21 protein-coding genes and 1 pseudogene are annotated in these 24,783 nt (G+C 65.6%); 9 read left to right on the top strand and 13 right to left on the bottom strand.

Annotated elements, in window-relative coordinates:
- Positions 1-152: 152 nt before the first annotated feature.
- Together BRAD3257_RS25735 and BRAD3257_RS25730 are read right to left on the bottom strand one after the other, a co-directional pair.
- Complete coding sequence (locus BRAD3257_RS25735) at positions 153-923, bottom strand: SDR family NAD(P)-dependent oxidoreductase (protein WP_122404186.1); 771 nt, start codon at positions 921-923, stop codon at positions 153-155.
- Positions 924-1,105: 182 nt separating this feature from the next.
- Complete coding sequence (locus BRAD3257_RS25730; RefSeq protein ID WP_122404185.1) at positions 1,106-1,393, bottom strand: hypothetical protein; 288 nt, start codon at positions 1,391-1,393, stop codon at positions 1,106-1,108.
- Positions 1,394-1,502: 109 nt separating this feature from the next.
- Here BRAD3257_RS25730 and BRAD3257_RS25725 point away from each other — a divergent pair, with 109 nt between their 5' ends.
- The 3 genes from BRAD3257_RS25725 to BRAD3257_RS25715 all read left to right on the top strand — a co-directional run bounded on the left by BRAD3257_RS25725 (position 1,503) and on the right by BRAD3257_RS25715 (position 7,439).
- Positions 1,503-2,903 carry a CoA transferase gene (locus BRAD3257_RS25725; protein WP_122404184.1) on the top strand — a complete coding sequence of 467 codons (1,401 nt, stop codon included), beginning with the start codon at positions 1,503-1,505 and terminating at the stop codon, positions 2,901-2,903.
- Between the two features lie 145 nt (positions 2,904-3,048).
- The gene (locus BRAD3257_RS25720) at positions 3,049-4,293 is read left to right on the top strand and encodes an efflux RND transporter periplasmic adaptor subunit (RefSeq protein ID WP_122404183.1); all 1,245 of its coding nucleotides are present in this window, start codon (positions 3,049-3,051) and stop codon (positions 4,291-4,293) included.
- A gap of 29 nt (positions 4,294-4,322) precedes the next feature.
- Positions 4,323-7,439 carry an efflux RND transporter permease subunit gene (locus BRAD3257_RS25715; protein WP_122404182.1) on the top strand — a complete coding sequence of 1,039 codons (3,117 nt, stop codon included), beginning with the start codon at positions 4,323-4,325 and terminating at the stop codon, positions 7,437-7,439.
- A 3-nt stretch (positions 7,440-7,442) separates the two neighbouring features.
- Here the strand turns inward: BRAD3257_RS25715 and BRAD3257_RS25710 are convergent, their stop codons facing one another.
- From BRAD3257_RS25710 to BRAD3257_RS25690, 5 genes are all read right to left on the bottom strand, one after another.
- Positions 7,443-8,405, bottom strand: coding sequence for an amidohydrolase family protein (locus tag BRAD3257_RS25710; RefSeq protein ID WP_122404181.1), 963 nt, complete (start codon positions 8,403-8,405; stop codon positions 7,443-7,445).
- A 51-nt stretch (positions 8,406-8,456) separates the two neighbouring features.
- On the bottom strand, positions 8,457-9,014 hold the full coding sequence (locus BRAD3257_RS25705; protein ID WP_122406759.1) for a P-loop NTPase family protein: 558 nt from the start codon (positions 9,012-9,014) through the stop codon (positions 8,457-8,459).
- A gap of 24 nt (positions 9,015-9,038) precedes the next feature.
- The gene (locus BRAD3257_RS25700) at positions 9,039-10,469 is read right to left on the bottom strand and encodes a TolC family outer membrane protein (protein ID WP_122404180.1); all 1,431 of its coding nucleotides are present in this window, start codon (positions 10,467-10,469) and stop codon (positions 9,039-9,041) included.
- A gap of 188 nt (positions 10,470-10,657) precedes the next feature.
- Positions 10,658-11,437: an enoyl-CoA hydratase gene (locus tag BRAD3257_RS25695; RefSeq protein WP_122404179.1), complete on the bottom strand. Its 780-nt coding sequence runs from the start codon at positions 11,435-11,437 to the stop codon at positions 10,658-10,660.
- A 145-nt stretch (positions 11,438-11,582) separates the two neighbouring features.
- A complete protein-coding gene (locus BRAD3257_RS25690; RefSeq protein ID WP_122404178.1) occupies positions 11,583-12,245 on the bottom strand; it encodes a hypothetical protein in 663 nt (220 codons plus the stop codon).
- A 292-nt stretch (positions 12,246-12,537) separates the two neighbouring features.
- On the opposite strand from BRAD3257_RS25690, the gene BRAD3257_RS25685 reads away from it, so the two are divergent.
- A complete protein-coding gene (locus tag BRAD3257_RS25685) occupies positions 12,538-13,083 on the top strand; it encodes a sigma-70 family RNA polymerase sigma factor (RefSeq protein WP_122404177.1) in 546 nt (181 codons plus the stop codon).
- Positions 13,084-13,085: 2 nt separating this feature from the next.
- Positions 13,086-13,724: an NrsF family protein gene (locus BRAD3257_RS25680; protein WP_122404176.1), complete on the top strand. Its 639-nt coding sequence runs from the start codon at positions 13,086-13,088 to the stop codon at positions 13,722-13,724.
- 102 nt (positions 13,725-13,826) lie between these two features.
- Here the strand turns inward: BRAD3257_RS25680 and BRAD3257_RS25675 are convergent, their stop codons facing one another.
- Both BRAD3257_RS25675 and BRAD3257_RS25670 read right to left on the bottom strand, forming a co-directional pair.
- Positions 13,827-14,927, bottom strand: coding sequence for a DUF2336 domain-containing protein (locus BRAD3257_RS25675; protein ID WP_122404175.1), 1,101 nt, complete (start codon positions 14,925-14,927; stop codon positions 13,827-13,829).
- Positions 14,928-14,989: 62 nt separating this feature from the next.
- Positions 14,990-15,339: pseudogene (locus tag BRAD3257_RS25670) on the bottom strand (GGDEF domain-containing protein); the annotation flags it as partial.
- 541 nt (positions 15,340-15,880) lie between these two features.
- On the opposite strand from BRAD3257_RS25670, the gene BRAD3257_RS25665 reads away from it, so the two are divergent.
- From BRAD3257_RS25665 to BRAD3257_RS25650, 4 genes are all read left to right on the top strand, one after another.
- Positions 15,881-16,450 (top strand): sigma-70 family RNA polymerase sigma factor, encoded by a 570-nt coding sequence (locus tag BRAD3257_RS25665; RefSeq protein WP_162500363.1) that lies wholly within the window; start codon positions 15,881-15,883, stop codon positions 16,448-16,450.
- Positions 16,447-17,142: a hypothetical protein gene (locus BRAD3257_RS25660; protein WP_122404173.1), complete on the top strand. Its 696-nt coding sequence runs from the start codon at positions 16,447-16,449 to the stop codon at positions 17,140-17,142. Before BRAD3257_RS25665 ends, BRAD3257_RS25660 begins: the two co-directional genes overlap by 4 nt.
- 16 nt (positions 17,143-17,158) lie before the next feature.
- On the top strand, positions 17,159-18,871 hold the full coding sequence (locus tag BRAD3257_RS25655; protein ID WP_122404172.1) for a S8 family serine peptidase: 1,713 nt from the start codon (positions 17,159-17,161) through the stop codon (positions 18,869-18,871).
- 485 nt (positions 18,872-19,356) lie between these two features.
- A complete protein-coding gene (locus BRAD3257_RS25650) occupies positions 19,357-19,983 on the top strand; it encodes a TIGR03809 family protein (RefSeq protein ID WP_122404171.1) in 627 nt (208 codons plus the stop codon).
- A 131-nt stretch (positions 19,984-20,114) separates the two neighbouring features.
- On the opposite strand, the gene BRAD3257_RS25645 is transcribed toward BRAD3257_RS25650, so the two are convergent.
- The 4 genes from BRAD3257_RS25645 to BRAD3257_RS25630 all read right to left on the bottom strand — a co-directional run bounded on the left by BRAD3257_RS25645 (position 20,115) and on the right by BRAD3257_RS25630 (position 24,781).
- Positions 20,115-21,482, bottom strand: a complete 1,368-nt coding sequence (locus BRAD3257_RS25645) for a TIGR03808 family TAT-translocated repetitive protein (RefSeq protein WP_122404170.1) — start codon at positions 21,480-21,482, stop codon at positions 20,115-20,117.
- 96 nt (positions 21,483-21,578) lie between these two features.
- Positions 21,579-22,232 (bottom strand): pyroglutamyl-peptidase I, encoded by a 654-nt coding sequence (locus BRAD3257_RS25640; RefSeq protein WP_122404169.1) that lies wholly within the window; start codon positions 22,230-22,232, stop codon positions 21,579-21,581.
- Positions 22,229-23,218 carry a methylmalonyl Co-A mutase-associated GTPase MeaB gene (gene meaB, locus BRAD3257_RS25635; protein ID WP_122404168.1) on the bottom strand — a complete coding sequence of 330 codons (990 nt, stop codon included), beginning with the start codon at positions 23,216-23,218 and terminating at the stop codon, positions 22,229-22,231. The genes BRAD3257_RS25640 and meaB overlap by 4 nt, the downstream gene beginning before the upstream one ends.
- A 51-nt stretch (positions 23,219-23,269) precedes the next feature.
- A complete protein-coding gene (locus tag BRAD3257_RS25630) occupies positions 23,270-24,781 on the bottom strand; it encodes a tripartite tricarboxylate transporter permease (protein ID WP_122404167.1) in 1,512 nt (503 codons plus the stop codon).
- Between the last annotated feature and the right edge of the window lie 2 nt (positions 24,782-24,783).

Below are 24,783 nucleotides of genomic sequence, written 5' to 3'. Positions count from 1 at the left end.
AGTTTGATGATGCGGATCGCGCGCCACACTCTCAGTCGTCATGCCCGGGCTTGACCTGGGCATCCAGTCTCTCCGAGTGCTCCGGCACCGCGTGGATGGCCGGATCAAGCCCGGCCATGACGGTGGAGGAAGCCGCGCAAATCAGGCTCACTTCAAAAATTCACCCGGTTCGAGATCGCGCCATCCACGACAAGGTTCGATCCCGTCGTGAACCCCGATACCGGGCTTGCCAGAAACACCGCCGCGCTCGCGATCTCCTGCGGCGTTGCCATGCGGCCGGTCGGATTGCGGCTCATCGCATCCTTATAGCGTTCCGGCATGTTTTTCTCGATCATCTCCCAGACGCCGCCCTTGAAATAGACGGTGCCGGGTGAAACGACATTCACGCGGATCTTCTTCTTCGCATATTGCCGCGCCAGTCCCTTGGCCATGTGGATCAGCGCGGCCTTGATCGGACCGTAGGAACTCGCCGTGTCCGCCTGCGCCGCGGAGATCGACGAGATGATCACGAAGGCCGCATCGCCGCTGCTGGCACCGCTTGTCTCGAGAAACGGCCGCGCCGCGTCGAAAGCGTGCACGGCGCCGAGAACGTCGAGCCGGAAATTCTGCTCCCAGGACGCGGGATCGTGTCCTTGCGCCATTGCGCCGGCATTGGAGAACAGCATGTCGATGCCGCCGAGCTCCTTTGCTGCAGCCTCGATCCAGGATTTCAGGGCCGTGCCGTTGGTGACGTCGACCGGGCCGCCGGTGGCGTTGATGCCGCCCGCCTTCAACTCCGCGACAGTGGCCGCAACCTGGTCCGCATTGCGCGCGCAGACCGCGACATTGGCGCCTTCACCGGCTAGCGTCGTCGCGATCGCCCGCCCGATCCCGCGCGTGCCGCCGAGCACGATCGCGTTCTTGCCTTTCAGACCGAGATCCATCTTGGACTCCTTCTTTGTTTCTTGGTCGCAGGAAGTGTAGCTGCTTGAAGGGACACGCAGAAGCCTTCAAATCATCATTGCGAGGAGCTCTTGCGACGAAAGCAATCCAGACTGGATGCCGCAGCAACGATTCTGGATTGGTTCGCTTCGCTCGCAATGACGTGGAAGGAGATGCGCTCGCCTCACTCCGGCGCCGCGCCCACCGCCGGGCCGCCGGGCGGCCGGTGCAGGAAGGTCAGCGATGCGTAGGCGCCGACCCAGGAGCCGAGCGCCGCGAAGGCGACATAGAATGCATTCTCGGTGTAGCTGATCACCGCGTAGGATGAGAGCAGGTACCAGATCGCGCTCCAGGTCGCCGCCGGCACGCGCTTGCGCGCGACCACGGCCGAGGTGAACATCACATAGACCGCGTCGGTGGCCGCCGTCGCGACGAAGACGGCGCCTGCGGTGAGGGGATCGATGGCGGCCATTGCATTCCCTTGTGTGCTGATGGATGGTCGCAAAAACTACAGCATGATCCGTGAAAGTGTGCAGCGGTTTTCCGAAAGATCATGCTCCTGGAAACGGAGAGAAGCGGCCATGCAAAGCCCCGCCGATATTCTTCGCAGTATCTGGACCTCCGTCGGCGGTGATGCGTCCGCCCTGGATCGCGTGCGGCTGACCGGCACCGAGCCACAGATCCCATCCTCGTTTCGTGTCGCCGTCGCCGGCCAGACGACGATAGCCGCCGCCGGCCTTGCCGCCGCCGAAATCTGCCGACTGCGCAGCGGTGAGACTCAGGATGTTCATGTCGACATGCGCCACGCCGTCGCCGAATGCCGCTCCGAGCGCTATCTGCGCGTCGATGACAAGCCGCCACCGCCGGCCTGGGACGCCATCGCCGGCGTCTACCGGACCGGCGACGGCCGCTTCGTCCGCTGCCACACCAATTTCCCGCATCATCGTGACGCCGTCTGCAAGGTGCTTTCCTGCGCGCCCGAACGCGAGAAAGTTCAAGCCGCGTTGATGCAGTGGCGCGGCGAGGATTTCGAAACCGCGGCCTACGCAGCAGGCGGCGTCGTCGCCTTGATGCGCGGCTATGACGAATGGGCGGTGCTGCCGCAGGCGCGTGCACTCGCCGAACTGCCGCTGGTATCGATCGAGAGGATCGGCGAGGCCCGGCCAAAGCCGTGGCCAAGAGGCGATCGTCCGCTCTCGGGTCTTCGCGTCCTCGATCTCTCCCGCGTCATCGCGGGCCCCGTCGCCGGCCGCACGCTCGCTGCGCACGGCGCAGACGTGCTGCTGGTGTCAGGGCCACAGCTGCCCGCGATTCCCTGGCTCACCATCGATACCGGTCGCGGCAAGCTCACCACCTCCATCGAGTTGAAGAATGAGGCCGGGCGTGCGCAGCTGCGCGAGCTATTGAAAGACGCCGACATCTTCTCGCAAGGCTATCGCCCGCGTGCGCTCGCCGCGCTCGGCTTTGCGCCGGAGGACGCAGCGCAAATCAATCCCGGCCTCGTCTATGTCACGCTGTCGGCCTATGGTCACACCGGCCCCTGGGCCGAACGGCGCGGCTTCGACTCTCTGGTGCAGACCGCGACTGGCTTCAATCATGCCGAAGGGCGGGCCGCCGGCATCGATGCGCCCAAGGAATTGCCGGCACAGATCCTCGATCACGCCACCGGCTATCTGATGGCGTTCGGCGCGATGATGGCCAAAGCGCGCCAGGCGCGCGAAGGCGGCAGCTGGCACGTGCGCGTGTCGCTGGCGCAGACCGGACGGTGGCTGTGGAATCTCGGCCGGCTCGACGGCGGGCTGAATACCACGGATCTTACGGGCGAGGCCGTACACGCTGCGTTCATCGAGAGCGTGCCATCTGGCTTCGGCACGTTGAAGGCAGTGCGCCATTCCGCACTGCTATCGAAGACGCCGGCGCGATGGGGCCGTCCGGCAATGCCGCTTGGCAGCCATCCGGCACAGTGGCCGGAGCGAAGCTGACGTGAAGCTGACGTGTCGCAAAATTTTAACGCAAACCGAAAGGTGCGAGGCGTTTTTTAGGTTGTTTGAACTCCCAATTCGGCAGTATTAGCGCGATCGACAAGGCAGGCGTCTGCCGAGATCGCCGCAGACACGACCGGGCTCCATGGCAGTTGAAAATACCAAGCGATTGCAGGTGTTTACAAGACAACGGATGATCGTGTCCGTAGTTTTACTAGCTCTTGCCGGTGCCGGGGCCTACGGCTTCCTCTATGCGGGGCCGAAGGAAAAGAAGCCCTCCGAGATCTCGAGCCAGTCACGCAAGAATGCGCAGACCTTCACGCCGACGCCGTCCGAATGGGCGACGCTGACGATCGAGCCGGTCAAGGCCAAGACCTTCCGCGCCGAATATGTCACCGAGGGCAAGGTCGCCGTTGACGAGGACCGCTCGACACCGGTGTTTTCGCCCTATGCGGGCCGGGTCACCAAGCTGCTGGCCAAGCCCGGCGAGATGCTGAAGCAAGGTCAACCGCTGTTTACGATCGAGGCCGCCGACACGGTGCAGGCCCAGAACGATTTCATCGCGGCGATGACTGCGCAGAACAAGGCGAAGTCGGCGATCGATCTCGCCGACATCCAGTACAAACGCGCCAAGGATCTCTACGAGGGGCACGCCATTCCGCTGAAGGACTACCAGCAGGCGGAAACAACCCAGATCCAGGCGCAGAACGACATGCGCTCCGCGGTGACGGCGCTGGAAGCCGCGCGCAACAAGCTGCGCATCCTCGGCTTCACCGACGAGACCATCAAGACGTTCCAGGAAAAGGGTACGATCAATCGGGAGATCACGATTTACTCGCCGATTTCCGGCACGGTCGTGCAGCGCAAGATCGGCCCCGGCCAATATGTCAGCGCCGGCGCCAGCGATCCGGTCTTCGTGGTCGGCGATCTCTCCACGGTCTGGCTCACCGCCTTCGTGCGGGAGAGCGATGCGGCCGCGGTGTGCATCGGGCAGGACATCAGCGTCAATGTGATGGCCCTGCCGGGCCGTCCGCTCGCTGCCAAGATCAACTACGTTGCCGCCGCGATCGACCCCACCACCCGCCGCCTGCTGGTCCGCGCCACCATCGACAACCAGGACGGGCTGCTGAAGCCGGAGATGTTCGCGAATGTCACGATCTATTCGGCCGGCGACCGCGCCGCGCCGGCGGTGCCGAAGCAGGCGCTGATCTATGAAGCCGACAAGGTTCGCCTCTGGGTCGCGCGCGAGGACAAATCGGTCGAGCTGCGCCAGATCAAGACCGGTCTCATCAACGGCAACCTCGTCGAAGTCACCAGCAATCTGAAGCCTGGCGAGCAGATCGTCACCAAAGGCAGCCTTTTCATCGACCGCGCGGCGTCAGGCAGCTGATCGACGACCCAAAGAAATTGAAGACCTGAATGGATCGTCTCGTCGCCCTTGCCGTCAACCGGCGCTTTCTGATGGTCGGCATGTTCGTCGCCGTGTTGATCGGCGGCCTGATCGCGTTCAACCAGCTCAACATCGAGGCCTATCCCGATCCGACCCCGCCGATGGTCGACATCGTGACGCAAAGCCCGGGCCTGTCGGCGGAGGAGATCGAGCGCTACATCACGATCCCGATCGAGACCCAGGTCGCAGGTCTGAAGAACCTCACCACCATCCGCACCATCTCGCTCTACGGCCTCTCCGACATCAAGCTCCAATTCTCCTTCGCCTATACTTATGACGAAGCGTTGCAGCAGGTGCTGAACCGCCTGGCGCAGCTCGCGCCGCTGCCCGGTAACGTGCAGCCGCAAATCTCGCCGCTCAGCCCGATCGGCGAAATCTTCAGGTATCGTCTCGTCGGCCCGCCGAATTACAGCGTGCTCGACCTCAAGACCATCCAGGACTGGATCCTGCAGCGCCGCTTCCGGGCCGTGCCCGGCGTCATCGACGTCACCGGCTGGGGCGGCAAGAGCAAGACCTATGAGCTCGAGGTCGATTTCAACAAGCTGGTCGCCAACGGCCTGACCCTGCCGCAATTGCTCCAGGCAGTCGGCAATTCCAACGTCAATGTCGGCGGCAACACCGTGGATATCGGCCAGCAATCGGCCGTGGTGCGCGGCGTCGGCCTGATCCGCTCGATCGACGATCTCGCCAATACCATGGTGGCGCAGACAGGCGGCAACCCGGTGCTGGTCAAGGACGTCGCCACCGTCACGGTCGGCCAGAAACCCCGCCTCGGCATCGCCGGCATCGACGAGGCCGACGACATCGTGCAAGGCATCGTCCTGATGCGGCGCGGCGAGCAGAGCTCGCCGACCATCAAGCGCGTCCACCAGCTGGTCCAGCAGATCAACAACTCCAGCATCCTGCCGCCCGGCGTGCGCATCGAGCGCATCTACGACCGTGGGGATCTGATCGAGCTCACCACTCACACCGTGCTGCACAACATGGTGGTCGGCATTTTGCTGATCGTGCTGTTGCAGTGGATATTCCTTGGTGATCTCCGCAGCGCGCTGATCGTCGGCGCCACCATTCCATTCGCACTGTTCTTCGCCGTGATCATCCTGGTGCTCCGCGGAGAATCGGCGAACCTGTTGTCAGTCGGAGCGATCGATTTCGGCCTGATCGTCGATGCCACCGTGATCATGGTGGAGGCGATCTTCCGGCGTCTGACCGAGACGACGCCGGTGTCGGAAACCGAGCAGATGTCGAATGAGACGCTGTTCGGCATGAAGAGCCATGCAATCCTCAGCGCCGCGGCGGACGTTTCGCGCTCAATCTTCTTTGCAGCGGCAATCATCATCGCGGCCTTCCTGCCGCTGTTCACGCTCTCCGGCGTCGAGGGTAACATCTTCGGGCCGATGGCCCGCACCTATGCCTATGCGCTCGCCGGCGGGCTCCTTGCGACGTTCACTGTCACGCCGGCGCTGTCCGCGATCATCCTGCCCGCCCACGTCCAGGAAACCGAGACGAAGGTCATGCTGATCCTGCACCGGCTCTACATGCCGGTGCTGAACTGGGCCGTCGCCAACCGCAACATCGTCCTCGGCGGCGCCGTCGGCCTCGTGGTGATGACGGTGGCACTCGGCCGGCTGCTCGGTCTCGAATTCCTGCCGAAGCTGGAAGAGGGCAATCTCTGGATCCGCGCCACGCTGCCGCCGACCATCTCGCTGCAGGAAGGCAATTCCTATGTCAACGAGATGCGCAAGGTGATCCGCGCGCGGCCCGAGGTCGAGTCCGTTGTGTCGCAGCACGGTCGTCCCGACGACGGCACCGACGCGGCCGGCTTCTTCAACGCCGAGTTCTTCGCGCCGCTCAAGCCCGCGAGCCAATGGCCCGGCACGCACGACAAGGAAGAATTGACCGCGCAACTGCTCAAGCAGCTCGACGATCGCTTCCCCGGTGTCGAGTTCAACTTCTCGCAATACCTCCAGGACAACGTCTCGGAAGCCGTCTCCGGCGTGAAGGGCGAGAACTCGATCAAGCTGTTCGGCAGCGACCTCCAGGCGCTCACCGACACCGCCAACAAGATCAAGTCGGTGCTGGCCACCGTGCAGGGCGTCACCGACCTTGCGGTGTTCACCTCGCTCGGGCAGCCGACCGTCCAGATCGACATCGATCGCGCCAAGGCCGCGCGCTACGGCCTTGCGCCGGGCGACATCAATGCCACCATCAAGGTCGCGATCGGCGGCGACACCGCCGGCGACCTTTATGAGCCTGGAAGTGACCGCCATTTTCCGATCATCGTTCGCCTCGCGCCGGAATACCGCCGGAGTGCCGAGGCGATCCAGAATTTGCGGGTCGGCGCGCCCGGGCCGAACGGCACCGTCACGCAGATCCCGTTGAGCGAGGTCGCCACTATCAACCTCGTCTCGGGAGCGGCTTACATCTATCGCGAGCAGCAGGAGCGCTATCTGCCGATCAAGTTCTCGGTGCGCGAGCGCGACCTCGGCAGCGCGATCCGCGAGGCGCAGCAGAAGATCGCCGATCAGGTGCAACTACCGCCTGGCTCGCACATGGAATGGGTCGGCGAGTACGGCAATCTCCAGGACGCGATCCGGCGACTGTCGATCGTGGTGCCGATCTCGCTGGCGCTGATCGGCATCCTGCTCTGGTTCAACTTCGGTTCGATGGCGGACACGCTGCTCGCGATGAGCGTGATCCCGATGGCGATCTTCGGCGGCGTGCTCGGGCTGTTGATCACCGGCACGGCGTTCAGCGTGTCCGCGGCAATCGGCTTCATCGCGCTGTTCGGCATCGCCGTGATGGACGGCATCATCATCATCTCGCAGTTCAACCAGCTCATCGAGGAGGGAATGGACCGCATGGGCGCGGTCGTGCGCACCGGCGAGCTGCAGCTCCGGCCCGTGCTGATGACCTGCGTTGTCGCAGGCGTCGGCCTGCTGCCGGCGGCACTGTCCGAAGGCATCGGCTCGCAGGTGCAGAAGCCGCTCGCGGTCGTCGTCGTCACCGGCATGATGCTGGCGCCGGTCGTGATCCTGGTGACCTTGCCGGTCCTGATCTCCTTTTTCTCCCGCCGCGCGCGCTGACCGTCAGAACCCGTAGAGCCGCGCCGGATTGTCGACCAGGATCTTCTTGCGCACCTCCGCGTCCGGCGCCCACACCGGGAGCTGGTTGAGCAGGCGGCCGTCGTCGATCTGATAGAGCGGCGCGATGTCGGTGGGCTTGCGTCCCTCGACGCGGCTCGAATCCGGATGCGGCCAGTCGGTGCCCCAGACGATGCGGTCGGCATTCGCCGTGATCAGCGCGCGGGCATAGGGCACCATGTCCTGATAGTCGGGCGCGAGCTTGGACGAACGATAGGCGCCGGAGATCTTCACGTAGGCCTTGCCGGACTTCACCAGTGCGACGAGATCGGAGAAGCCCGGCTGCTCCAGCCCGAGCGAAGCGTCGAGGCCGCCGAAATGGTCGAACACGACGGGCACCGGCGCCGTCTCGACCAGGTCCTTGATCGCCGAGATCATGGTCAGCGTGGTGTAGAGCTGCACGTGCCAGCCGCGCGTCCTCATGCGCTCGACGGCGGCGGTGAAGCGTGGTCGGCCGACATTGGGATCATTGACGCCGCCGGTCGCCAGATTGAGGCGGATGCCGCGGAAGCCGTCCTGATGCATCGTATCGAGCGCGCTCTCCGGCGTCTTGTCGTCGATCACGGCGACGCCGCGCGCGGTCGCGCCGCGCGCCTTCATGCCGAACAGAGTGGACGAATTGTCGGTGCCGTAGACGCTCGGCGTCACGATCACCACGCGCTCGATATGCAGCGCCTTGTGCAGCGCCGCCATTTCTTCCGGCGAAGCCGGCTCCGGCGTGTAGACGCGCCCGGCGAAGAACGGAAACTTTTCGACATCGCCATGAATGTGGGTATGGCAGTCGCAGGCATGCGCCGGCACGTCGAAATTGATCGGCGTCGCAGGCTGCGCCGCGCGGGCGTGGGCTCTGTTGGTCATGGCTACTCCGGCGGCGAGGGAGGCAAGCAGGACGCTGCGTCGATTGAGCATGGTTTCTCTCCCGGTTATTTTTTTGTAGGCGGGTGAGAGGAGACTATCACGTCAGCCGGGCAGCCGCTCCGCTTCGCTGCATAGCTGCTCGACGAGACCAGCAAGCGGACGCGAGCCGTCCACGCGCACGACCGGGCAGGACAGGCCCGCGAGCCAAGCCTCATCTTTTGCGAGACTGCGGCCCTCGCGGTCGCCGGCTTCGTAGCGCGAGGCCCATTCGACGAAAGATTCCGTTTCCTCATGACGCCAGCCGCCCTGCGCGACGGCATCAGCTCCGAAATGCGCGGCCTCGCGGCCACGCAGGCGCTGCAAGCGAAGCTCGCGTGGCGTCGTCACAAAGATGACGAGATCGAAGAGCGGGACGAGCTCGTTGCCCCAGCCGGTGACGGTTCCGCTGAGCACCCAGTCGAGGCGCGGCAAGAACATCTCGCGCATCAGGCGCAGGCGGTCGGCGGCGGGGCGGGTCGTCTGATAGGGCGGCACGGTCGGCAGCCAGAAATAGTCGTCGCTGTCGTGATGCGGCAGCGCCAGCCGGCCGGCGAGCGCGCGACCGATCGTGGTCACGCCGGAGCCCGAGGCTCCCATCAGATGAATGCGGCGGCTTTTCATCGGCATCCACCAGAGAGATTTAGGCTACTGCCCCGACGGCGTGCGCAGGCCGTGCCAGGCGTCGCGGACCTGGTGGTAGTGCACCTCGGGCAGATAGTCCGGCGTATTCAGGTTCAGCGTCTTGACATCGAGATGGCCGATGGCGCTGAGCAGCGTGTAGGAGGCGATCACCCGGTCGCGTTGCGCACCGATCAGGCGGGCCTTGGCCTGGATCAGATCGGCTTGCGAGTTCAAGACGTCGACCGTCGTGCGCTGCCCGCCGGCGGCCTCGCGCTGCACGCCCTGCAGCGCGACGGTCGCCGCCTTCACCTCGGACTCCGAGGCCGAGACCGCGATCTTGGCGCCTTCATTGGCGGCCCAGGCGCTGACCGCCGCCGTGCGCGCCTGATTGCGCACCTGGTCGAGCACCAGCCGGCTCTGCGCCGTCATCTCCTTGGCCTGCCGGGTCTGCGCCGCGGCCTGGCCGCCGTCATAGATCGGCGCGGTGACGTTGGCGATGATCGAGGCCTGGTCCTCGGCGAAGGTGCCGAGGGTCGGGTCGTTGTTGCGGCTCTTGCTGGCGCTGCCCTGGATGGTCGCGCTCGGCAGCAGCGTGCCTTCGGCGATGCGGATGTTGGTGGAGGCGACGTCGACGTCGAAGCTGGCGGCCATCACCGCCGGATGCTGGCGGATCGCCATCGTCATGGCGTCCTCGCGGCTCTTCGGCAGATAGCGGTCGATGGCCTCGGCAGGCTTGAGCTGCGACGGCGCATTGCCGATCACTTGCGTATAGGTGGCCTGGCTGACGGCGAGCGCGACCTCGGCCGCGTTGAGATCGGAGAGGCCGCGGTTGAGACGGGCCTCGGCCTGGGCGGTGTCGGTCGGCGTGACATCGCCGGCATTGAGACGGCGCTGGGTGACGGCGAGTGTCTCGCGCAGGAAGGCGACGTTGGAGCGCTGCGCCTCGACCAGCGACTGGTTGGCGAGCACGTTGGTGTAGGCGGTGACCGCATCGAGCAGCACGCCCTGGCCGACATTGCGCAGCGCCTCCCGGCCCGACTGCACCTGGAGTTCGGCGGCCCGTACGCCATTGGCGGTGCGGAAACCATTGAACAGGGTCTGCGTCACGGTGACGCCGATGATCCAGGGCTTCAGATTGGCGGTCTGGATGGTGTTGTCGGGCAACAGATTGCGCACCGATTGCAGGCCGGCGCTGAGGCTCGCCACGATCTGCGGCCGGTAGCCGGCAAGCGCCTGCGGCACGTTCTCGTCGGTCGCGCGCTGGCGCGCGCGCTCGGCATTGAGCTGCGGATTGGTCTGGTAGGCCTTGGCCAGCGCCTCGGGCAGAGCTTCGGCCCAGGCGGCGGAGGGCAGGGCGCAGGAGAGTGCCAGCGTGGTCCATGTCGCAAACACGGGACCCACGCCCCATCGATGCCGCGTCACCACGCGACCGGCTCTGGCGGTACGCCCAATCATGTAATCCCGCTTAACCCCCGGCTATCCGCCCCCACCGACGATGGCCTCTTAACTGTTTAGCCAGCCGAGGTCCCGCAGGCAAACTGCCGCGGGGAAAACTCCCATGTATTCCGTGCTTGTTGCAGCTCCGTCACAGGATTTCAGCGGGAAGGCGCCAGAGCCTTACACCAGCCTGACCGGTGTGCGCCCTACCGGTTCTTGTTCACCGGTTTGCGCTTCTCGATGAATGCCGCCATGCCCTCGGCACGGTCCTCCAGCGCGAAGGTGGAGTGGAACAGATTGCGCTCGACGCTCATGCCCTCGGCAAGCGTGGTCTCGAAGGCGCGGTTCACCGCTTCCTTGGCCATCGCGGCCGCAGGGCGCGACATCGACGCGATCTTCTCGGCTGCGGCGATCGTTTCGTCCATCAGCTTGTCGGCGGGTACGATGCGGCTGACGAGACCCGAGCGCTCGGCTTCCGCCGCATCCATCATCCGGCCGGTGAGGCAGAGGTCCATTGCCTTGGACTTGCCGATCGCCCGCGTCAGGCGCTGGGTACCGCCGATACCGGGAATGGTGCCGAGCGTGATCTCGGGCTGGCCGAACTTTGCGGTGTCGGCGGCGATGATGAAATCGCACATCATGGCGAGCTCGCAGCCGCCGCCCAGCGCATAGCCGGCAACCGCCGCGATCGTCGGCTTGCGGCAACGCGCGACGCGGTCGCCGCCGATCGCGGCGAAATCCTCGGAGAACATGTCGATGAAGCCCTTGGGCTGCATCTCCTTGATGTCGGCGCCGGCGGCAAAGGCCTTCTCGTTTCCGGTCACGACGATGCAGCCGATGGCATCATCGGCCTCGAGATCGTCCACGGCGGCGGCGATCTCGCGGAAGACGCCGAAAGAGAGCGCGTTGAGCATCTTCGGCCGGTTCAGCTTGATGATGCCGACCGCACCGATGTTTTCGACGATGATGTGTTCGAACGTGCTCATGCTCCACCCACGCTTTTGACTGAGCGGGCAATGTGCCCGCTGGCGCGGTGGGCTTCAAGGGGCTACCGGCCGCCGGAACGCGACGAGACGCGCGTTCCGGACGAGGTCCGCCAGGCCAGGTCTCAGGCCGCCAATCGGCCAGCAATCACGCCATGAACATCCGCGCGGCGGACGCCAGCGTCAGCAGCGTGCCGACGCCGATGAAGATCTTGCCGATCAGGGAGCTCTGGTCCCAGGCCGAGCTCTGCTGGCTGCTTGCCATCACCGGCGCCGGCCTTGGCTGCGCCTCGGTTGCGGCAATCACCGCCTTCTGCGCCGGCGGGTTCTCCTGTTGCAGGGCGCGATCGATGTCGTTGAGCTGATCGGGCGCGACGACCTGACTTTCGGGGGGCGCTGCGTTGGTATTATCGGCTGCTGCCTGGACATTGTCGTTGGCGCGGTTCGTCATCGCGGAGGCGGCAGCGGCAGGCGGCGTATCGGCGGCGAGCTGCGCATTGGCGTTGGCGACGTTGGGCGGCATCTGGCTGGACGCCGGCACCTCACCATCGGCCTTGGTGCCGTTCTTGGCCTCGTCGGCCTTTGCCGCAGCGTCCTTCTTGTCGGCCTTGTCGTCGGATTTTTGCACCGCCTTGCTGCTGCTGGTGCGGCGCGAGTCCTGGCGCCGGTGCTTGGCCGTATCGGCCTGCTTGTCCGCGCTGTCCGCTTTACTGCTCGCGGCCGAATCCGGCGCCGCCTGAGCAACGCCCCCGAACAGCAAGAAAAGCCCGGCCAAGACAATCAGGGCCGCGCGCGCGCTGGTCTTCATCATGTTGACGATCTCCCCAATTCCGCCCGTCCCGGCTGCGAACAGAGACCCCGGGGCGTGACGACAGCGGGGCAAAAAATGGGAATCTTCGAGTTGCACCCGGCAAAAACGGGGCAAAGCGTCCCCTCGCCACCGGCGGCCCGATGCGGGACGCGTCAATCGGTGTTATGAGCCGTCGCCGATGTTTGCTGTCGCATCGGTCGCGAGGTCCGGGTCTCGATCACGAATTCGTGATAAGCCCGGCGTCCCCGTAACAAATTGAAAGAGCGGCCGAATTGCATGGTGAGGGGCGCGGGTGCGCGGACGTGAGGACGAATGGACCGGCCTGATGCGGTCGGCCATGGCAGGCGATGATGCGGCGTATCATCGCCTGTTGAAGGCGGTCACGCCGGTGCTGCGCGCCGCCGCAAGGCGCGGCCTGGCGCGTGCCGGGCAGCCTCCCGACCAGGCCGAGGATATCGTGCAGGAGATTCTGTTGGCGGTGCATCTGAAGCGGCACACCTGGGACAGCGAAGCCCCCTTCGCGCCCTGGCTGTTTGCGATCGGCCGCAACAAACTGATCGACGCGCTCCGCCGGCGCGGCAAGCGCGTCTTCGTCAACATCGACGATTTCGCCGAGACGCTGCCGGGCGAGGCGCCGCAGGAGACGGCTTCGGCGGGCGAAGTTGCCGCGCAGCTGAGCACCTTGCCGCAGCGCCAGCGTGACGTGTTGCAGTCGATCGCGGTCGAGGCCGCCTCGATCAAGGACACTGCAGCGAAGTTCTCGATGAGCGAAGGTGCGGTGCGGGTCGCGCTGCATCGCGGACTCGCCGCGCTGACGGCCAAATTGCGGGACCATTAGTCATGGACACCGATCAACTCATTCGCTCGCTCGCAGCCGACAACGCGCACCGCGCGCCGCGCGTCGGCGCCATGCTGACCTTGGCGCTGCTGGTCGCCGCGCCCTTGTCGATCCTGATTTTTGCGACATTCCTCGGTGTGCGCGCCGACGTGATGAGCGCCATGCGCAATCCGTTCTTCGATATGAAGTTCGCGGTGACGCTGTCGCTCGCAATCCCCGCCATCATCGTTAGCCTGCATTTGTCGCGGCCAGAAGCCCTGCTGCGCGGCTGGGGCTGGCTGCTGCTGCTCCCTGTCGGCCTGCTTGCGGTGGCGATCGGCAGCGAGGCGATGATGGCACCAGCTATGCCGATGACGATGCGCCTGATGGGCAAGAACTCCCGGGTGTGCCTGGTCGCGATCCCTGCGATGTCATTGCCGCTGCTTGCGGGGGCGCTGTTCGGCCTGCGCCACGGCGCGCCGTCGCGGCCTGCACTGGCCGGTGCATTCGCCGGTCTGGTCTCGGCCGGGCTCGCCGCGACCCTCTATGCCTCGCACTGCACCGACGACTCGCCCCTGTTCGTCGCGACCTGGTACACGCTCGCGACGGTGGTCATGACCGTGATCGGTGCGGCGGTTGGTGCGAGGGTGTTGAGATACTAGGGCATGATCCGGAAAGATGTGCAGCGGTTTTCCGAAAAGATCATGCTTAAACAAGAACCTAAAACGCGATGACGATTCATCCTGATCTCGTCGCGCTTTAGTTCAGGCCACCGGCGTCGCGCTTTGCATGCGGTGGAAGCGCAGCACCTGCTGCGCCGTCGATGAGCGCAAGGCCTCGTAGGTGTCGCGTAGTGCCAGCATGTCGGTCTGCGGCCCGCCGGAGAGCTTCTCGCGCATGGCGATGATGGCGCGCACGCTCGACCATTGCATGCCCGCGACCTTGGCGAGGATCATCACGCCCTCGGTGCGGCTTTCGATCATCACAGTCTCGGCGGTCTCGACCGCGACGCCGGCGAGCGCGGCGAGCCCGGCATTGGTCTCGTCGAACTTGCCCTGTTCGGCGAAGGTCGTGACCTGGAATTCGTTGAGGCGGCCGTCCTCGTGCAGCGACTTCACCAGTGCGCGCGCCATCTCGGTCTGCCTGGTCATGGTGGCGGCGCGGACCCGTTGGGCCGCTTGCTGGACTGCGCTCGACACTTCGTCTGCGAGCTCGGGATGCGCGGCCGCGAGCTTCCTGCGCACGCTCGATGACGCCTTGGCGACCAGCCTCAGATAGTGATGACGCGGCAGGTCGGGCCGCAAGCCGATGCAGCTGGCGAGGTCGTCGTCGCGTTCGGCGCGCGTGACGAGGTCGTCGAGACTTCCCTCGGAGAACCGCGCGCCCGGATTGCTGACGGTTGACTGCACCACGTCCTCGTTGCCACGCGTCACCAGCACGTCGGTCAGCGCTTCCGACAGCATCCGCCGCAGCGAGATCGCCTTGAGATGCGCTTGGCTCCTGGTGCGCGCGATCTCGATCAGGGTCGCCTCGTCCAACCGTTCCGACTTCGACAGCACCGGGCCGGAGACCTCGATGATCTCGTCGAGCGCGAGCGTGCGGATGATCTGCGGTGGCGCGGACGCGATCGGTGCGAGGCGCTCGGCGAGCAGTGCCCTGGCCGAAATCTCGATCTGCTCGATCAGGCACTGGAACACGTCGTCGAACACCCGGATGTGGTCGTCGGAATAATCGACTGCATTGCCCACGAAGAGATCGGTGACACGGCGCAGCGTCTCGACCCGGCGCGCAACTGTGCCGTGCGAGAGGGCCGCCTGCAGTTCCTCGATCAGGTTCTCGGATGGTGTTGCCGATTTCGATCTCATTGCCCTGTCCTGGAGCGTTCGATCCGGCGGCGTCTTCTCACGCGCCGGAGGAAATGAATTGGTCAGCCCGTTGCAACGCGATTGCGCCCTTGCGCCTTGGCGGAATAAGCGCGCGGTCGGCGCGCGCTAGAAACGTATCGGCAGTATCGTTGTCGTGCAGCGTCACGACGCCCGCGGAAATGGTCACGTGCATGCCCGGGGAAAACGCGCTCCAGTCGAGATCGGCAACGATTTGGCGCAAGCGCTCGAGCATGTGGCGTGAGGCGTCGCCCGAGGTGCCCGGCAGCAGCAGCAGGAATTCCTCGCCGCCATAGCGGCCGAAACTGTCGGTCGGCCGGATGTTGGCGAAAATGCTGATCGCGAAGGTGCGAAGCACCTCATCGCCAATGGGATGGCCGTGGACCTGGCCGATATACATCTGGCGGCGCTGCCGGGCCCGGCGCGCCTGGACTTCGGGGGCCGTCGTCCCAGGTGCGAGGACAAGATCCGCGACCTCTGCGGCATTCCTCTCGGGAAAGGACGTCGCGGCCGTGCTCATGGTCTCGCCAATGATGGATGTCAGCGCAAAATCTACGTGGCAAGCCTTTAGGTTTAGTATCCTTCTGCAGCCGAATCCGAACCGGGCACCGCGAGAATTTTTACCGGGGATCATGCATCTTTCGCGATGCGGTCGAGCCAAAGCAGGGCTTGGCGCGACAAACCTGGTGCAGGGCTGCTATGGAACCGGAATTAGCCGGCCCCGCCTGTGCCGGGCGGCATTCCGCAGGGAAGCGTCTTAGTATTATGATACCTAGCTGGATCGATGCCGCTGACTTCGGCGGGTGGGGTAAGAAAAATGCGCGGATGTGGGGTAGCTCACATCAGCCCTCGTATGACTGCGGTAGCCTCAACAATTTTGCCCCTCCCGTCGAACCGTCCACCGCATCGACCCGACCAACTTTGCGAGACGGCCATTGAGCGTGACACAGGCGGCTTCGGACGAGATCCTGATCGCCAGGATCGCTCAAGGTGACCGGCTCGCCATGCAGGTGCTGTACGGGCGGCACCATGTCAGGGTTTACAGGTTCGGACTGAGGCTCGTGCGGGACGAGCAGGCTGCGGAAGACCTCATCAGCGAGGTGTTTCTCGACGTCTGGCGTCAAGCCGGCAAGTTCGAGGGCCGATCCGCCGTTTCCACCTGGCTGCTGGCAATCACCCGATTCAAGGCCCTGTCTGCGCTGCGGCGCAGGAAGGATTTCGAGCTGGACGAAGAAGCTGCCAACGCGATCGAGGATTCGTCCGACGATCCGGAAACGGTGGTGCAGAAGAAGGATACCAGTGAGGCGTTGCGGGAGTGTCTGACGGGTCTCTCGCCGGAACATCGGGAGATCGTCGATCTCGTCTACTACCACGAGAAATCCGTGGAAGAGGTGGCCGAAATCGTCGGGATACCGGAGAACACTGTGAAGACGCGCTTGTTCTATGCGCGCAAGAAACTGGCCGAACTGCTGAAGGCAGCCGGCGTTGAGCGAGGCTGGCCATGATGGCTTTGAGCAAGAAGATGCTGGAGCAAGAGCCCAGTGAAATTGAACTGCTGCTGCCCTGGCACGCTGCCGGCACGCTGAACGCGCGCGATGCGCGCCGTGTCGAGGAAGCGCTGGCGCGCGATCCCGAGCTTGCCAAGCAATATGCCGCGATCCGCGGCGAGTACGAAGAGACGATCCATCTGAACGAGAGCCTAGGGGCGCCGTCGGCGCGCGCCATGCAGAAGCTGTTCGCAGCGATCGACGCCGAGCCGGCGCGGACGACCGGCTCGCTGCCGCTGTCGGCGCGCATCTCGGCCTTCTTCGCGAGCCTGTCGCCGCGCACGCTGGCGTGGTCGGCAAGCCTCGGCGCCGTCGCGCTCGTGCTGCAGGCCGGAATCATCGGGGCCGTGCTGATGAAGAACCAGCCGGCGACCTTCCAGACGGCTTCGCTCTCGACCAGCGCGCCGATCACACGCGAGCTCGGTAGCACGGCCGCGCCGGCGCGTGCGCTGGTGCGCTTCACGCCAGAGGCGCGCGTCGCCGACATCACCGCGCTGCTCGACAGCTACCAGGCTTCGATCATCGGCGACGCCAAAGGTGGCATGTTCCGCCTGCAATTCGACAGGGCGATGAGCCAGGACGAGCTCGCCTCGTTGCTCGGCAGGATGCAGCGCGAGAAGTTCGTCAACCTCGCCGTCGCGGCGCCCTAGGCGCGCCGTCGAGCCGATGACGCGCAAATCCGAGAGCAGGGTGCGTGCCGGGGCCTGCGCTTCATCGATCGGGGCCGCGCTTCTGATCGCCACCTGTCTTGGTGTCGAGGTTGCGCAGGCGCAGGCGATCATGCGCACGCCTACGATCAGCGTTCCCTCGCGCGCGCCGACCATCACTCCGAGCATCGCCCCGCGGGTCAGCCCCAGCGTCGCCGCGCGCGCGGTCAGCGTCGACCGCGGCCCGCGGGCGATAGCGACCATTCCTCACACCACGTCGTCGCGCACGCGGCTTACGCCGGTGCTGCCCTATGTGCGCTACTCGCCCAACCTCTATCCGGCCTGCACCGCACCCTATCGTGACGGCGATGGCGAATGCCTGGCGCAGTCGAACGCTGGCGGCGAGGGCACCGGAAAATCAGGCAAGAAGAGCACCGGCAAGGGGCGTGGCAACAGCACGCCGGCCGCGGCCAACCTGCGCAGCGTCGCAGGCGAATTCGTCGCCGAGATCGACGGCGCGCTGTCATCGGCCGAGGCCGACGAGCTGGCGCGTCGCCATGGCCTGACCCGCGTCGCTTCTGAGACCTTCCCACTGATCGGAGCCACGTTCGGTCTGTTCCGCATCACCGACGGCCGGCCGTACGAGACGGTGCGCCGCGAATTCGCGGCCGACGGCAGCGTGCGCTCGCTCCAGCCGAACTTCCGTTATTTGCTTCAGGACCAGAAATCGGCGGAAACGACCGAGGGCGATCCTGCGCAATATGCGCTGACAAAGCTCCGCCTGCCGCAGGCGCATACGCTGGCACGCGGAGCCAACGTCACGATCGCCGTGATCGATTCCGGCATCGACGCCAAGCATCCCGAACTCGCCAATTCCGTCGCCGACAATTTCGATGCACTCGGCAGTGCCGAAGGGCCGCACGTCCATGGCACCGGCATCGCCGGTGCCATCGTCGCGCATGCCCGGCTGATGGGCAGCGCGCCCGAGGCCCGCATCATCGCCATCCGCGCCTTCGGGGGCGCCAACGGCGGCGCCGAGAGCTCGTCCTACATCATCCTGCGCTCGCTGAATTACGCCGCCGAGCACGGCGCACAGATCGTCAATATGAGCTTTGCCGGTCCGAAGGACGCGGTGATCGAGCGCGCCATCGCGGCGACCGCCGCGCGCGGCCTCGTGTTGATTGCCGCCGCCGGCAATGCCGGCGCGAAATCACCGCCGCTCTATCCGGCAGCCAATCCCAACGTGATCGCGGTCAGTGCGACGGATCAGCAGGACAGGCTCTTCTCCGCCTCCAACCGCGGCAACTACATTGCGCTCGCAGCCCCAGGCGTCGATATCTTCCTGCCGGCGCCCGACGGCAAATACCAGATGACGTCGGGGACCTCGTTCTCGGCCGCTTATGTCTCCGGCGTCGCGGCGCTGCTGCTCGCGCGCAACTACGCTCTGAAGCCGGAAGCGCTGCGCATGACGCTGGCAAAGACTGCGCGCGATCTCGGCTCACCCGGACGTGACGACCTTTTCGGCGACGGTCAGGCCGACGCATTTGCGGCGGTCACGGCTGTTCCCGCCGACAGCGCGACGCCGGTCGCGGCTGCCTCAGATACAACAAAACGTGAAGACGTGGGGAAGCGTCGCGACGAGCCCGGCAGCCGCGCGATCGAGCAACCCTCGCTGTCCGGCGCGGACGATAAATCCGCGGTTTCTCAGGCAGATAGGCCGGCGACGCGGTAGCGGCTGCGTCAATGATGCGGCAGAGGCCGAAGGTCAAAAAAGCAGACCCTGCATTGAACGTTCAGCCGGCTGCCACGACCAACTGATGTGGGAGCGGTCATCCCTCCCCATCAGTCATATCAGGCGCGAGCGCCCATCCACCCCAAGCGCCCATATGGCTCGACCCGTCCGGTTGTCCCCCCGGACGGGTCTTTTCTTTTCGGGCGTCCGATTTTTTGAAGCTTCGCATTCGTTCAGCTTGCGGTTGAAGATCGCCAGCGCGTTGGGTCGCCGTCACTCGCGCAACGCGCCGCAAGTCCATTATGCTTGTGCGAAGCTTGACTCGAAAACACAGCAAATCTCCGCTCGACTACGGTGATTGATGACGAATGTCGTGTCGTTGCTGGACAAGTCAAAACTTTTCCACAAAATATTCATGTCGCGTCTAAATTGATTCGTGTGCGTTTGCGTCCCCGCGTCCGTATTTTCTCCTGACGGGCTGGTTCATGACACATCGCCAAGGGTTTGTTCGCGACGCGGCTAGCAGCCGCCAAGTCGCGGCGCGCTGGTGCGCTCTCGCCGAGCAGCGCCTGCAACATCTCTCTGAAATGTTCGAGACCGGCCGCTGGCGCCGCTATCACTCCGAGATCGCGTTCCTCGAAAACATCCAGGAAGCCAAGCGTGCCGTCCAGACATGGCGCGCGCTTGCAACCGGCGGGGATGTCGCCGAGGCGGCTGCGAGCGTGACGCCCGCATTCGGTTGGTCGCCGGCGACGATGCCGCGCGTGTTTCCGCGCGAGCAGCAGCCGCAGACCTTGCAGCCAAAGGCCGTTCACATCGCTCCCGAGACCGCCATGCCGGTGAGGCTCGATCCGAAACCGGATGTGCTCGCGGAGATCACCGAAGCCCCGATCGCGCCGCTTGCTCCGATCGCACCGCGTGCCGCGCCCGCAGCAACGGCACCGCTCACCTTGCCTGCTGCCACGGCGCCGAGCGCGGCGCTGGCGGCGCTCCTGCCGCAGTTCTCCCCGCCCGCCACTGAGATCGTCGCAGCCCCCGAGCGCGTCGTCGAATTCACCTTCAGCCTCGATGGCCTGGAAGCGAAGTACCCGCTGCTGCGGAACGCGTTCTGACGCTCCGGAGCGTGGGCAGAGGGGAGCAACGCCATTTCTCGCTCCGTCATCCTTGAGGTGCGAGCACAGCGGCGCAACGCGCCGTTTTGAGAGCCTCGAAGGATGCACGGCCCGTCTTTCCGGCCGCGCGCCTACCGCCGCACCGCATTGCCGCCGACCACCACCTGCGCGAAACGCTGCGCTCCTTCGGCCGACAGATCGGAGGTCACCGCACGCGCGTGGTCGAGCCCGACCACGGCGCCGCGTGGCGTTTCCGAGATCATGTTGTTGTTGACGAGCGCGGTGCCGGCGCCCGGCATTACGGAGACGCCGACGCCGGCCAGCGCCTTGCGGATCACGTTCCCCGTGATTGCTACATCGCGCAGATATTTGCCCCAGCCGGCGACGATGCCGTAGGACGGCGCGTTCTCGATCACGTTGCCGGTGACCGAGGTATCAGCCTCGATGTAGATGCCGACGCCGGCATCGTCGTCCGGCGCGGTGCCGAGCGGCCGCTTCGGGATCAGATTGCGGATGATGTTGCCTTGGACCACCGCGATGCGGCCGCCTTCGTTGAAATTGCAGACGGAGACGCCGACGGCGGCGCCGTCGACAATGTTGTTGGCGATCACCGCGGCCTCGAACGCGAATTCGGAATAGAGCGCGACCTCGCGCACGTCGCTGACGCTGTTGCCGCTGATGTGGATGTTCGAGGCCGAGTTGCCGCGCACCGCCGAGTAATCGCAGTTCCTGATGCGGTTGCCGCGCACGATCACGTTACCGGCGCGGAAAGCGTTGATGGCATTGCCGTACTGGCCCGAGCCGCCGGGCCCAGCCTTGATGTCCTCGATGCGGTTGTCGGCGACTAACGTGCCGTCATCGCCGATCGCGGTGCGCAGGATCTCGATGCCGTTGTCGTTGGTGCCGCGAATAGTGTTGCGGCAGACGCTGAGGCCCCGGGCATCGAACGAGACCACCGCCGTCACCGCGATGTCAGTGAAGATGTTGCCGGAGATATCGCCCGCGACCTGCTCGAGCCAGATGCCGCTGCCGCCGGAGTTCGTGATCTCGCAATCGGTGATGCGGACATCGCGGCCGCCGAGGACGTGAACCAATCCGCGACGCGTCGGCAGTGGGATATTGCCGCCGTCGAAGGTGAGGCCGGTGAGGCCGATCGCATCGGCGCCGTCGCTCTGGATCGCCGAGGCGCCGCCGGTGAACACGAGCTTGGTCGCGCCGCGCACGCCGATCAGTTGCGCGCCGTTCGGGAGCCGCAACAGACCGGTCCGGTAGGTGCCGGGCGGCAAGGCAAGCGGCGTTTGCGCCCGCGCGGCCTCGTCGATGGCGCGCTGCAGCGCGCGCGTCTGATCCTCGCTGCTGCCGGGTCGCACACCATATTGCGTGGCATCGCGGCCGAGCAGCGACGTCAGCGGCGCCGCGTGCGCGGCGTCAACAGGCGTGGCCAGCGCACCGGCAATGCCCGCGGTTGAGGCTCCGATGAGGTGACGGCGATTGAGCATGACGCGTCCTCCGGCGGACGCGGGAGGTGTCCGCGCGGGATTGGGTAGCGCAGCGTGGCCGGGGCCGTGAGGATTGTTCGCGGTAGGGTTAAATGTTTACGCAATCGGGCTGCGTGTTTTCCTTGCCAGCCGCACCATCTCCATCAGCATGGCTTCCCCCGCATCCACCAGCTCCTCCAGCGTGATCCGCGGCGCGCCCTTGCGCCGGGTTGCGCCGCTGCGCGCAAGCAGGGGGATATGGATGAACGCCGCGAGCCGTGGCCCACCCGCCCTGACGTTCTCGATCGCGCGCCAGCTCAGGTAGTTGCAGAGATAGGCGCCGGCATCGCGCGAGGCGCGCGCGTCGATGCCGGTGCGGCGCGCCGCGCGCAGCAGCCTTGCGGTGTGCGGGCCGAACATCATCGCGTCCGCATGGCCGGCGATGCCGCGCTTGCTGGAGCGGGTGTTGGCGGCATCGGGCCAGAGCATGGTGACGGCGTTGCGCGCGCGGGTCTCGATGCGCAGGTAAGGCGTGCGGGCCGCGAGGCCGAACATCAGCAGCGCGTCGGGCTTTCGCGCCGCGAGCACCTCGGGTAGTTGCCGGTCGACCGCGGCATAGGTCACCGGGAAAATGTGGCTCGCGATTGTGACATCGTCGAGAGCCGGGCGGCGCAGTTGCGTCAGCCGCGCCACCAGCGGCTGGGTCGGGTTATAGGGCGCGCCGGGAAACGGACCAAACCCAGTGAGGAGGATGCGGAGCTTGTCGCTCATTGCAGCAACTCCAGGATCTGCTCGGCGGCAAGCGCCGGCGTGAGATGGCCGTCGGCGACTTCGGCCTCGATCTTCCGGACTTTCGTGCGCACCGATGCCTCGCTGCGCAGCCGCGCCAGCATGCGCTGCTCCAGCATCGACCACATCCATTTCACCTGCTGCTCGCGCCGTCGCGCGGCGAAATCGCCGGAGGCGTTCATCGCCTTGCGGTGGTCCAAAACCTTCTGCCAGATCTTTGCGATGCCATCGCCTGTGAGCGCCGAATAGGTCTCGACCGGCGGATGCCAATGCTCGGATCGCGGTGCCAAGATATGCAGCGCGCCGCGATAGTCGGCAGCGGTGATCTTGGCGCGCTTGAGATTGTCGCCGTCGGCCTTGTTGATCGCGATCATGTCGGCGAGCTCGACCAGGCCCTTCTTGATGCCTTGTAGTTCGTCGCCGCCGCCCGGCAGCATCAAGGCAAGGAAGAAATCGGTCATGTCGCACACGGCGGTCTCGGACTGGCCGATGCCGACTGTCTCGACCAGCACGACGCCGAATCCGGCGGCCTCGCACAGCAGCATCGCCTCGCGCGTCTTCGCGGCGACGCCGCCGAGCGTGCCCGAGGAGGGCGAGGGCCGGATGAAGGCATCGTCCGATGCCGCGAGCCGCGCCATCCGCGTCTTGTCGCCGAGGATCGAGCCGCCGCTGCGCGCCGAGGACGGATCGACCGCGAGCACCGCGACCTTGTGGCCCTGCTCGATCAGATAGGTTCCGAGCGCATCGATCGTGGTGGATTTGCCGACGCCGGGCGAACCGGTGATGCCGACGCGAAACGCCTTGCCGGTGTCCGGCAGCAGCATCTGCACCAGCTCCCGCGCCAGCGTCTGATGGTCGGCGCGCCGGCTCTCGACCAGCGTGATGGCCCGGGCGAGGGCCGCGCGACTGCCGGTGCGCAAGTCGCGGGCAAGGGATTTGATATCCGGCGAGGCCTTCTTCTCAGTCATGCCCTGCTTTACAACGCCGGGGAGAGACAGGCGAGGGCCGCCCGCCCGATATCACCGGGATGTCGCCACGACCGTCTGCGGCTGCTTCACCTTGCGCCATACCCACACCATCACCGGCCAGAGCAGGGCGCCAATCGCCATCGCGGCGAGGATGGCCGCCACCGGCCGCTCGAAGAACGGCAGGATGCTGCCGTCGGACTTGATCAGCGAGGTGACGAAGGCCTGTTCCACCATGGTGCCCATGACGATGCCGAGCACCATCGCGGCGACGGGATAGCCGTTCGCCTCCATCACATAGCCGATCACGCCGAACGCGGCGACGGTGACGACGCCGAACATGTTGTTGCCGATCGCGAACGAGCCGACCGCGCAGCACAGCATGATGATGGGCATCACGGTCGAACGTGGTGCCAGCAGGATATAAGCAGCGACCCGGATCATGGCGATGCCGAGCGGGATCATCAGGATGTTCGCGATGATGAACATCAGATAGATCGCATACATGCTCGACGCCTTCTCGGTGAACAGCGTCGGGCCGGGATTGAGCCCCTTCATGTAGAGCACGCCGATCGCGATCGCGGCGATGGTGTCGCCGGGGATGCCGAACAGCAGCGACGGCACCCAGCCCGAGGCGATGCTGGCATTGTTGCTGGCGCCGGCTTCGACCAGGCCCTCGACATGTCCGGTGCCGAACTTTTCCGGCTCCTTGGAGAAGCGCTTGGACATCGCGTAGGACACCCAGGCGGCCATGTCGGCGCCGGCGCCGGGAAGCACGCCGATGATGATGCCGACGATGTTCCCGCGCGTCATCTGCCAGTGATACAACTTCGTCAGCTTCCACTGGCCGGCCATGATGCTTCCGAACTTGCGCCGCGGCAGCGGCGGCGGTTCCGGCGTCAGCATCGCCCGCATCACCTGCGCCACCGCGAACACGCCGACGAGGGCCGGGATCGGCTCGATGCCGCCGAACAGGTCGGTGATGCCGAAGGTGAAGCGCGGCACGCCGCCGGGGTTCTCGATGCCGATGCAGGAGACGAGCAGGCCGATGAACATGCCCGCGATCGCCTTCACCGGCGAGGAACGCGCCACCAGAGTGGCGCACATCAGACCGAGCAGCGCCAGCCAGAAATATTCGAAGGTCGAGAACGACAGTGCGATCTCGGCGAGCGGCGGTGCCAGGATCATCAGCGACAGCACGCCGGCGATGCCGCCTACCGCGGAGAACCAAACGCCGGCACCGAGCGCAAGCTCGGCCTGGCCCTTGCGCGTCATGGCGTAGGCTTCGTCCGCGTAGGCGGCGGACGCGGGCGTGCCGGGAATGCGCAGCAGCGCGCCGGGAATATCGCCGGAGAAGATCGCCATCGAGGACGCCGCCACGATGGTCGCGATCGCCGCGATCGGCGAGAGATAGAAGGTCACGGGGACGAGCAGGGCGGTCGCCATCGTCGCCGACAGGCCCGGCAGCGAGCCGATCACGAGGCCGTACACGGAGGCTGCGAACATCGCGATGATGACCTCCCAGGTGGATATCAGCGCGAAGGCGTCAAGCAGGGTTTTCAGCATGG

The sequence above is a fragment of the Bradyrhizobium vignae genome, assembly GCF_900324035.1.
In the GTDB taxonomy this organism is placed as follows: domain Bacteria; phylum Pseudomonadota; class Alphaproteobacteria; order Rhizobiales; family Xanthobacteraceae; genus Bradyrhizobium; species Bradyrhizobium vignae.
This window is presented reverse-complemented; position numbering and strand designations above follow the sequence as displayed.

What these genes read in the sequence shown, in the direction of transcription:
- BRAD3257_RS25690 (WP_122404178.1), bottom strand. Translation starts at nt 12,245, where the DNA reads ATGATGAAGACCAGCGCGCGCGCGGCCCTGATTGTCTTGGCCGGGCTT.
- BRAD3257_RS25720 (WP_122404183.1), top strand. Translation starts at nt 3,049, where the DNA reads ATGGCAGTTGAAAATACCAAGCGATTGCAGGTGTTTACAAGACAACGG.
- BRAD3257_RS25630 (WP_122404167.1), bottom strand. Translation starts at nt 24,781, where the DNA reads ATGCTGAAAACCCTGCTTGACGCCTTCGCGCTGATATCCACCTGGGAG.
- BRAD3257_RS25675 (WP_122404175.1), bottom strand. Translation starts at nt 14,927, where the DNA reads ATGAGATCGAAATCGGCAACACCATCCGAGAACCTGATCGAGGAACTG.
- BRAD3257_RS25645 (WP_122404170.1), bottom strand. Translation starts at nt 21,482, where the DNA reads ATGCTCAATCGCCGTCACCTCATCGGAGCCTCAACCGCGGGCATTGCC.
- BRAD3257_RS25710 (WP_122404181.1), bottom strand. Translation starts at nt 8,405, where the DNA reads ATGCTCAATCGACGCAGCGTCCTGCTTGCCTCCCTCGCCGCCGGAGTA.
- BRAD3257_RS25680 (WP_122404176.1), top strand. Translation starts at nt 13,086, where the DNA reads ATGGACACCGATCAACTCATTCGCTCGCTCGCAGCCGACAACGCGCAC.
- BRAD3257_RS25735 (WP_122404186.1), bottom strand. Translation starts at nt 923, where the DNA reads ATGGATCTCGGTCTGAAAGGCAAGAACGCGATCGTGCTCGGCGGCACG.
- BRAD3257_RS25695 (WP_122404179.1), bottom strand. Translation starts at nt 11,437, where the DNA reads ATGAGCACGTTCGAACACATCATCGTCGAAAACATCGGTGCGGTCGGC.
- BRAD3257_RS25705 (WP_122406759.1), bottom strand. Translation starts at nt 9,014, where the DNA reads ATGAAAAGCCGCCGCATTCATCTGATGGGAGCCTCGGGCTCCGGCGTG.
- meaB (WP_122404168.1), bottom strand. Translation starts at nt 23,218, where the DNA reads ATGACTGAGAAGAAGGCCTCGCCGGATATCAAATCCCTTGCCCGCGAC.
- BRAD3257_RS25655 (WP_122404172.1), top strand. Translation starts at nt 17,159, where the DNA reads ATGACGCGCAAATCCGAGAGCAGGGTGCGTGCCGGGGCCTGCGCTTCA.
- BRAD3257_RS25730 (WP_122404185.1), bottom strand. Translation starts at nt 1,393, where the DNA reads ATGGCCGCCATCGATCCCCTCACCGCAGGCGCCGTCTTCGTCGCGACG.
- BRAD3257_RS25715 (WP_122404182.1), top strand. Translation starts at nt 4,323, where the DNA reads ATGGATCGTCTCGTCGCCCTTGCCGTCAACCGGCGCTTTCTGATGGTC.
- BRAD3257_RS25660 (WP_122404173.1), top strand. Translation starts at nt 16,447, where the DNA reads ATGATGGCTTTGAGCAAGAAGATGCTGGAGCAAGAGCCCAGTGAAATT.
- BRAD3257_RS25640 (WP_122404169.1), bottom strand. Translation starts at nt 22,232, where the DNA reads ATGAGCGACAAGCTCCGCATCCTCCTCACTGGGTTTGGTCCGTTTCCC.
- BRAD3257_RS25725 (WP_122404184.1), top strand. Translation starts at nt 1,503, where the DNA reads ATGCAAAGCCCCGCCGATATTCTTCGCAGTATCTGGACCTCCGTCGGC.
- BRAD3257_RS25650 (WP_122404171.1), top strand. Translation starts at nt 19,357, where the DNA reads ATGACACATCGCCAAGGGTTTGTTCGCGACGCGGCTAGCAGCCGCCAA.
- BRAD3257_RS25700 (WP_122404180.1), bottom strand. Translation starts at nt 10,469, where the DNA reads ATGATTGGGCGTACCGCCAGAGCCGGTCGCGTGGTGACGCGGCATCGA.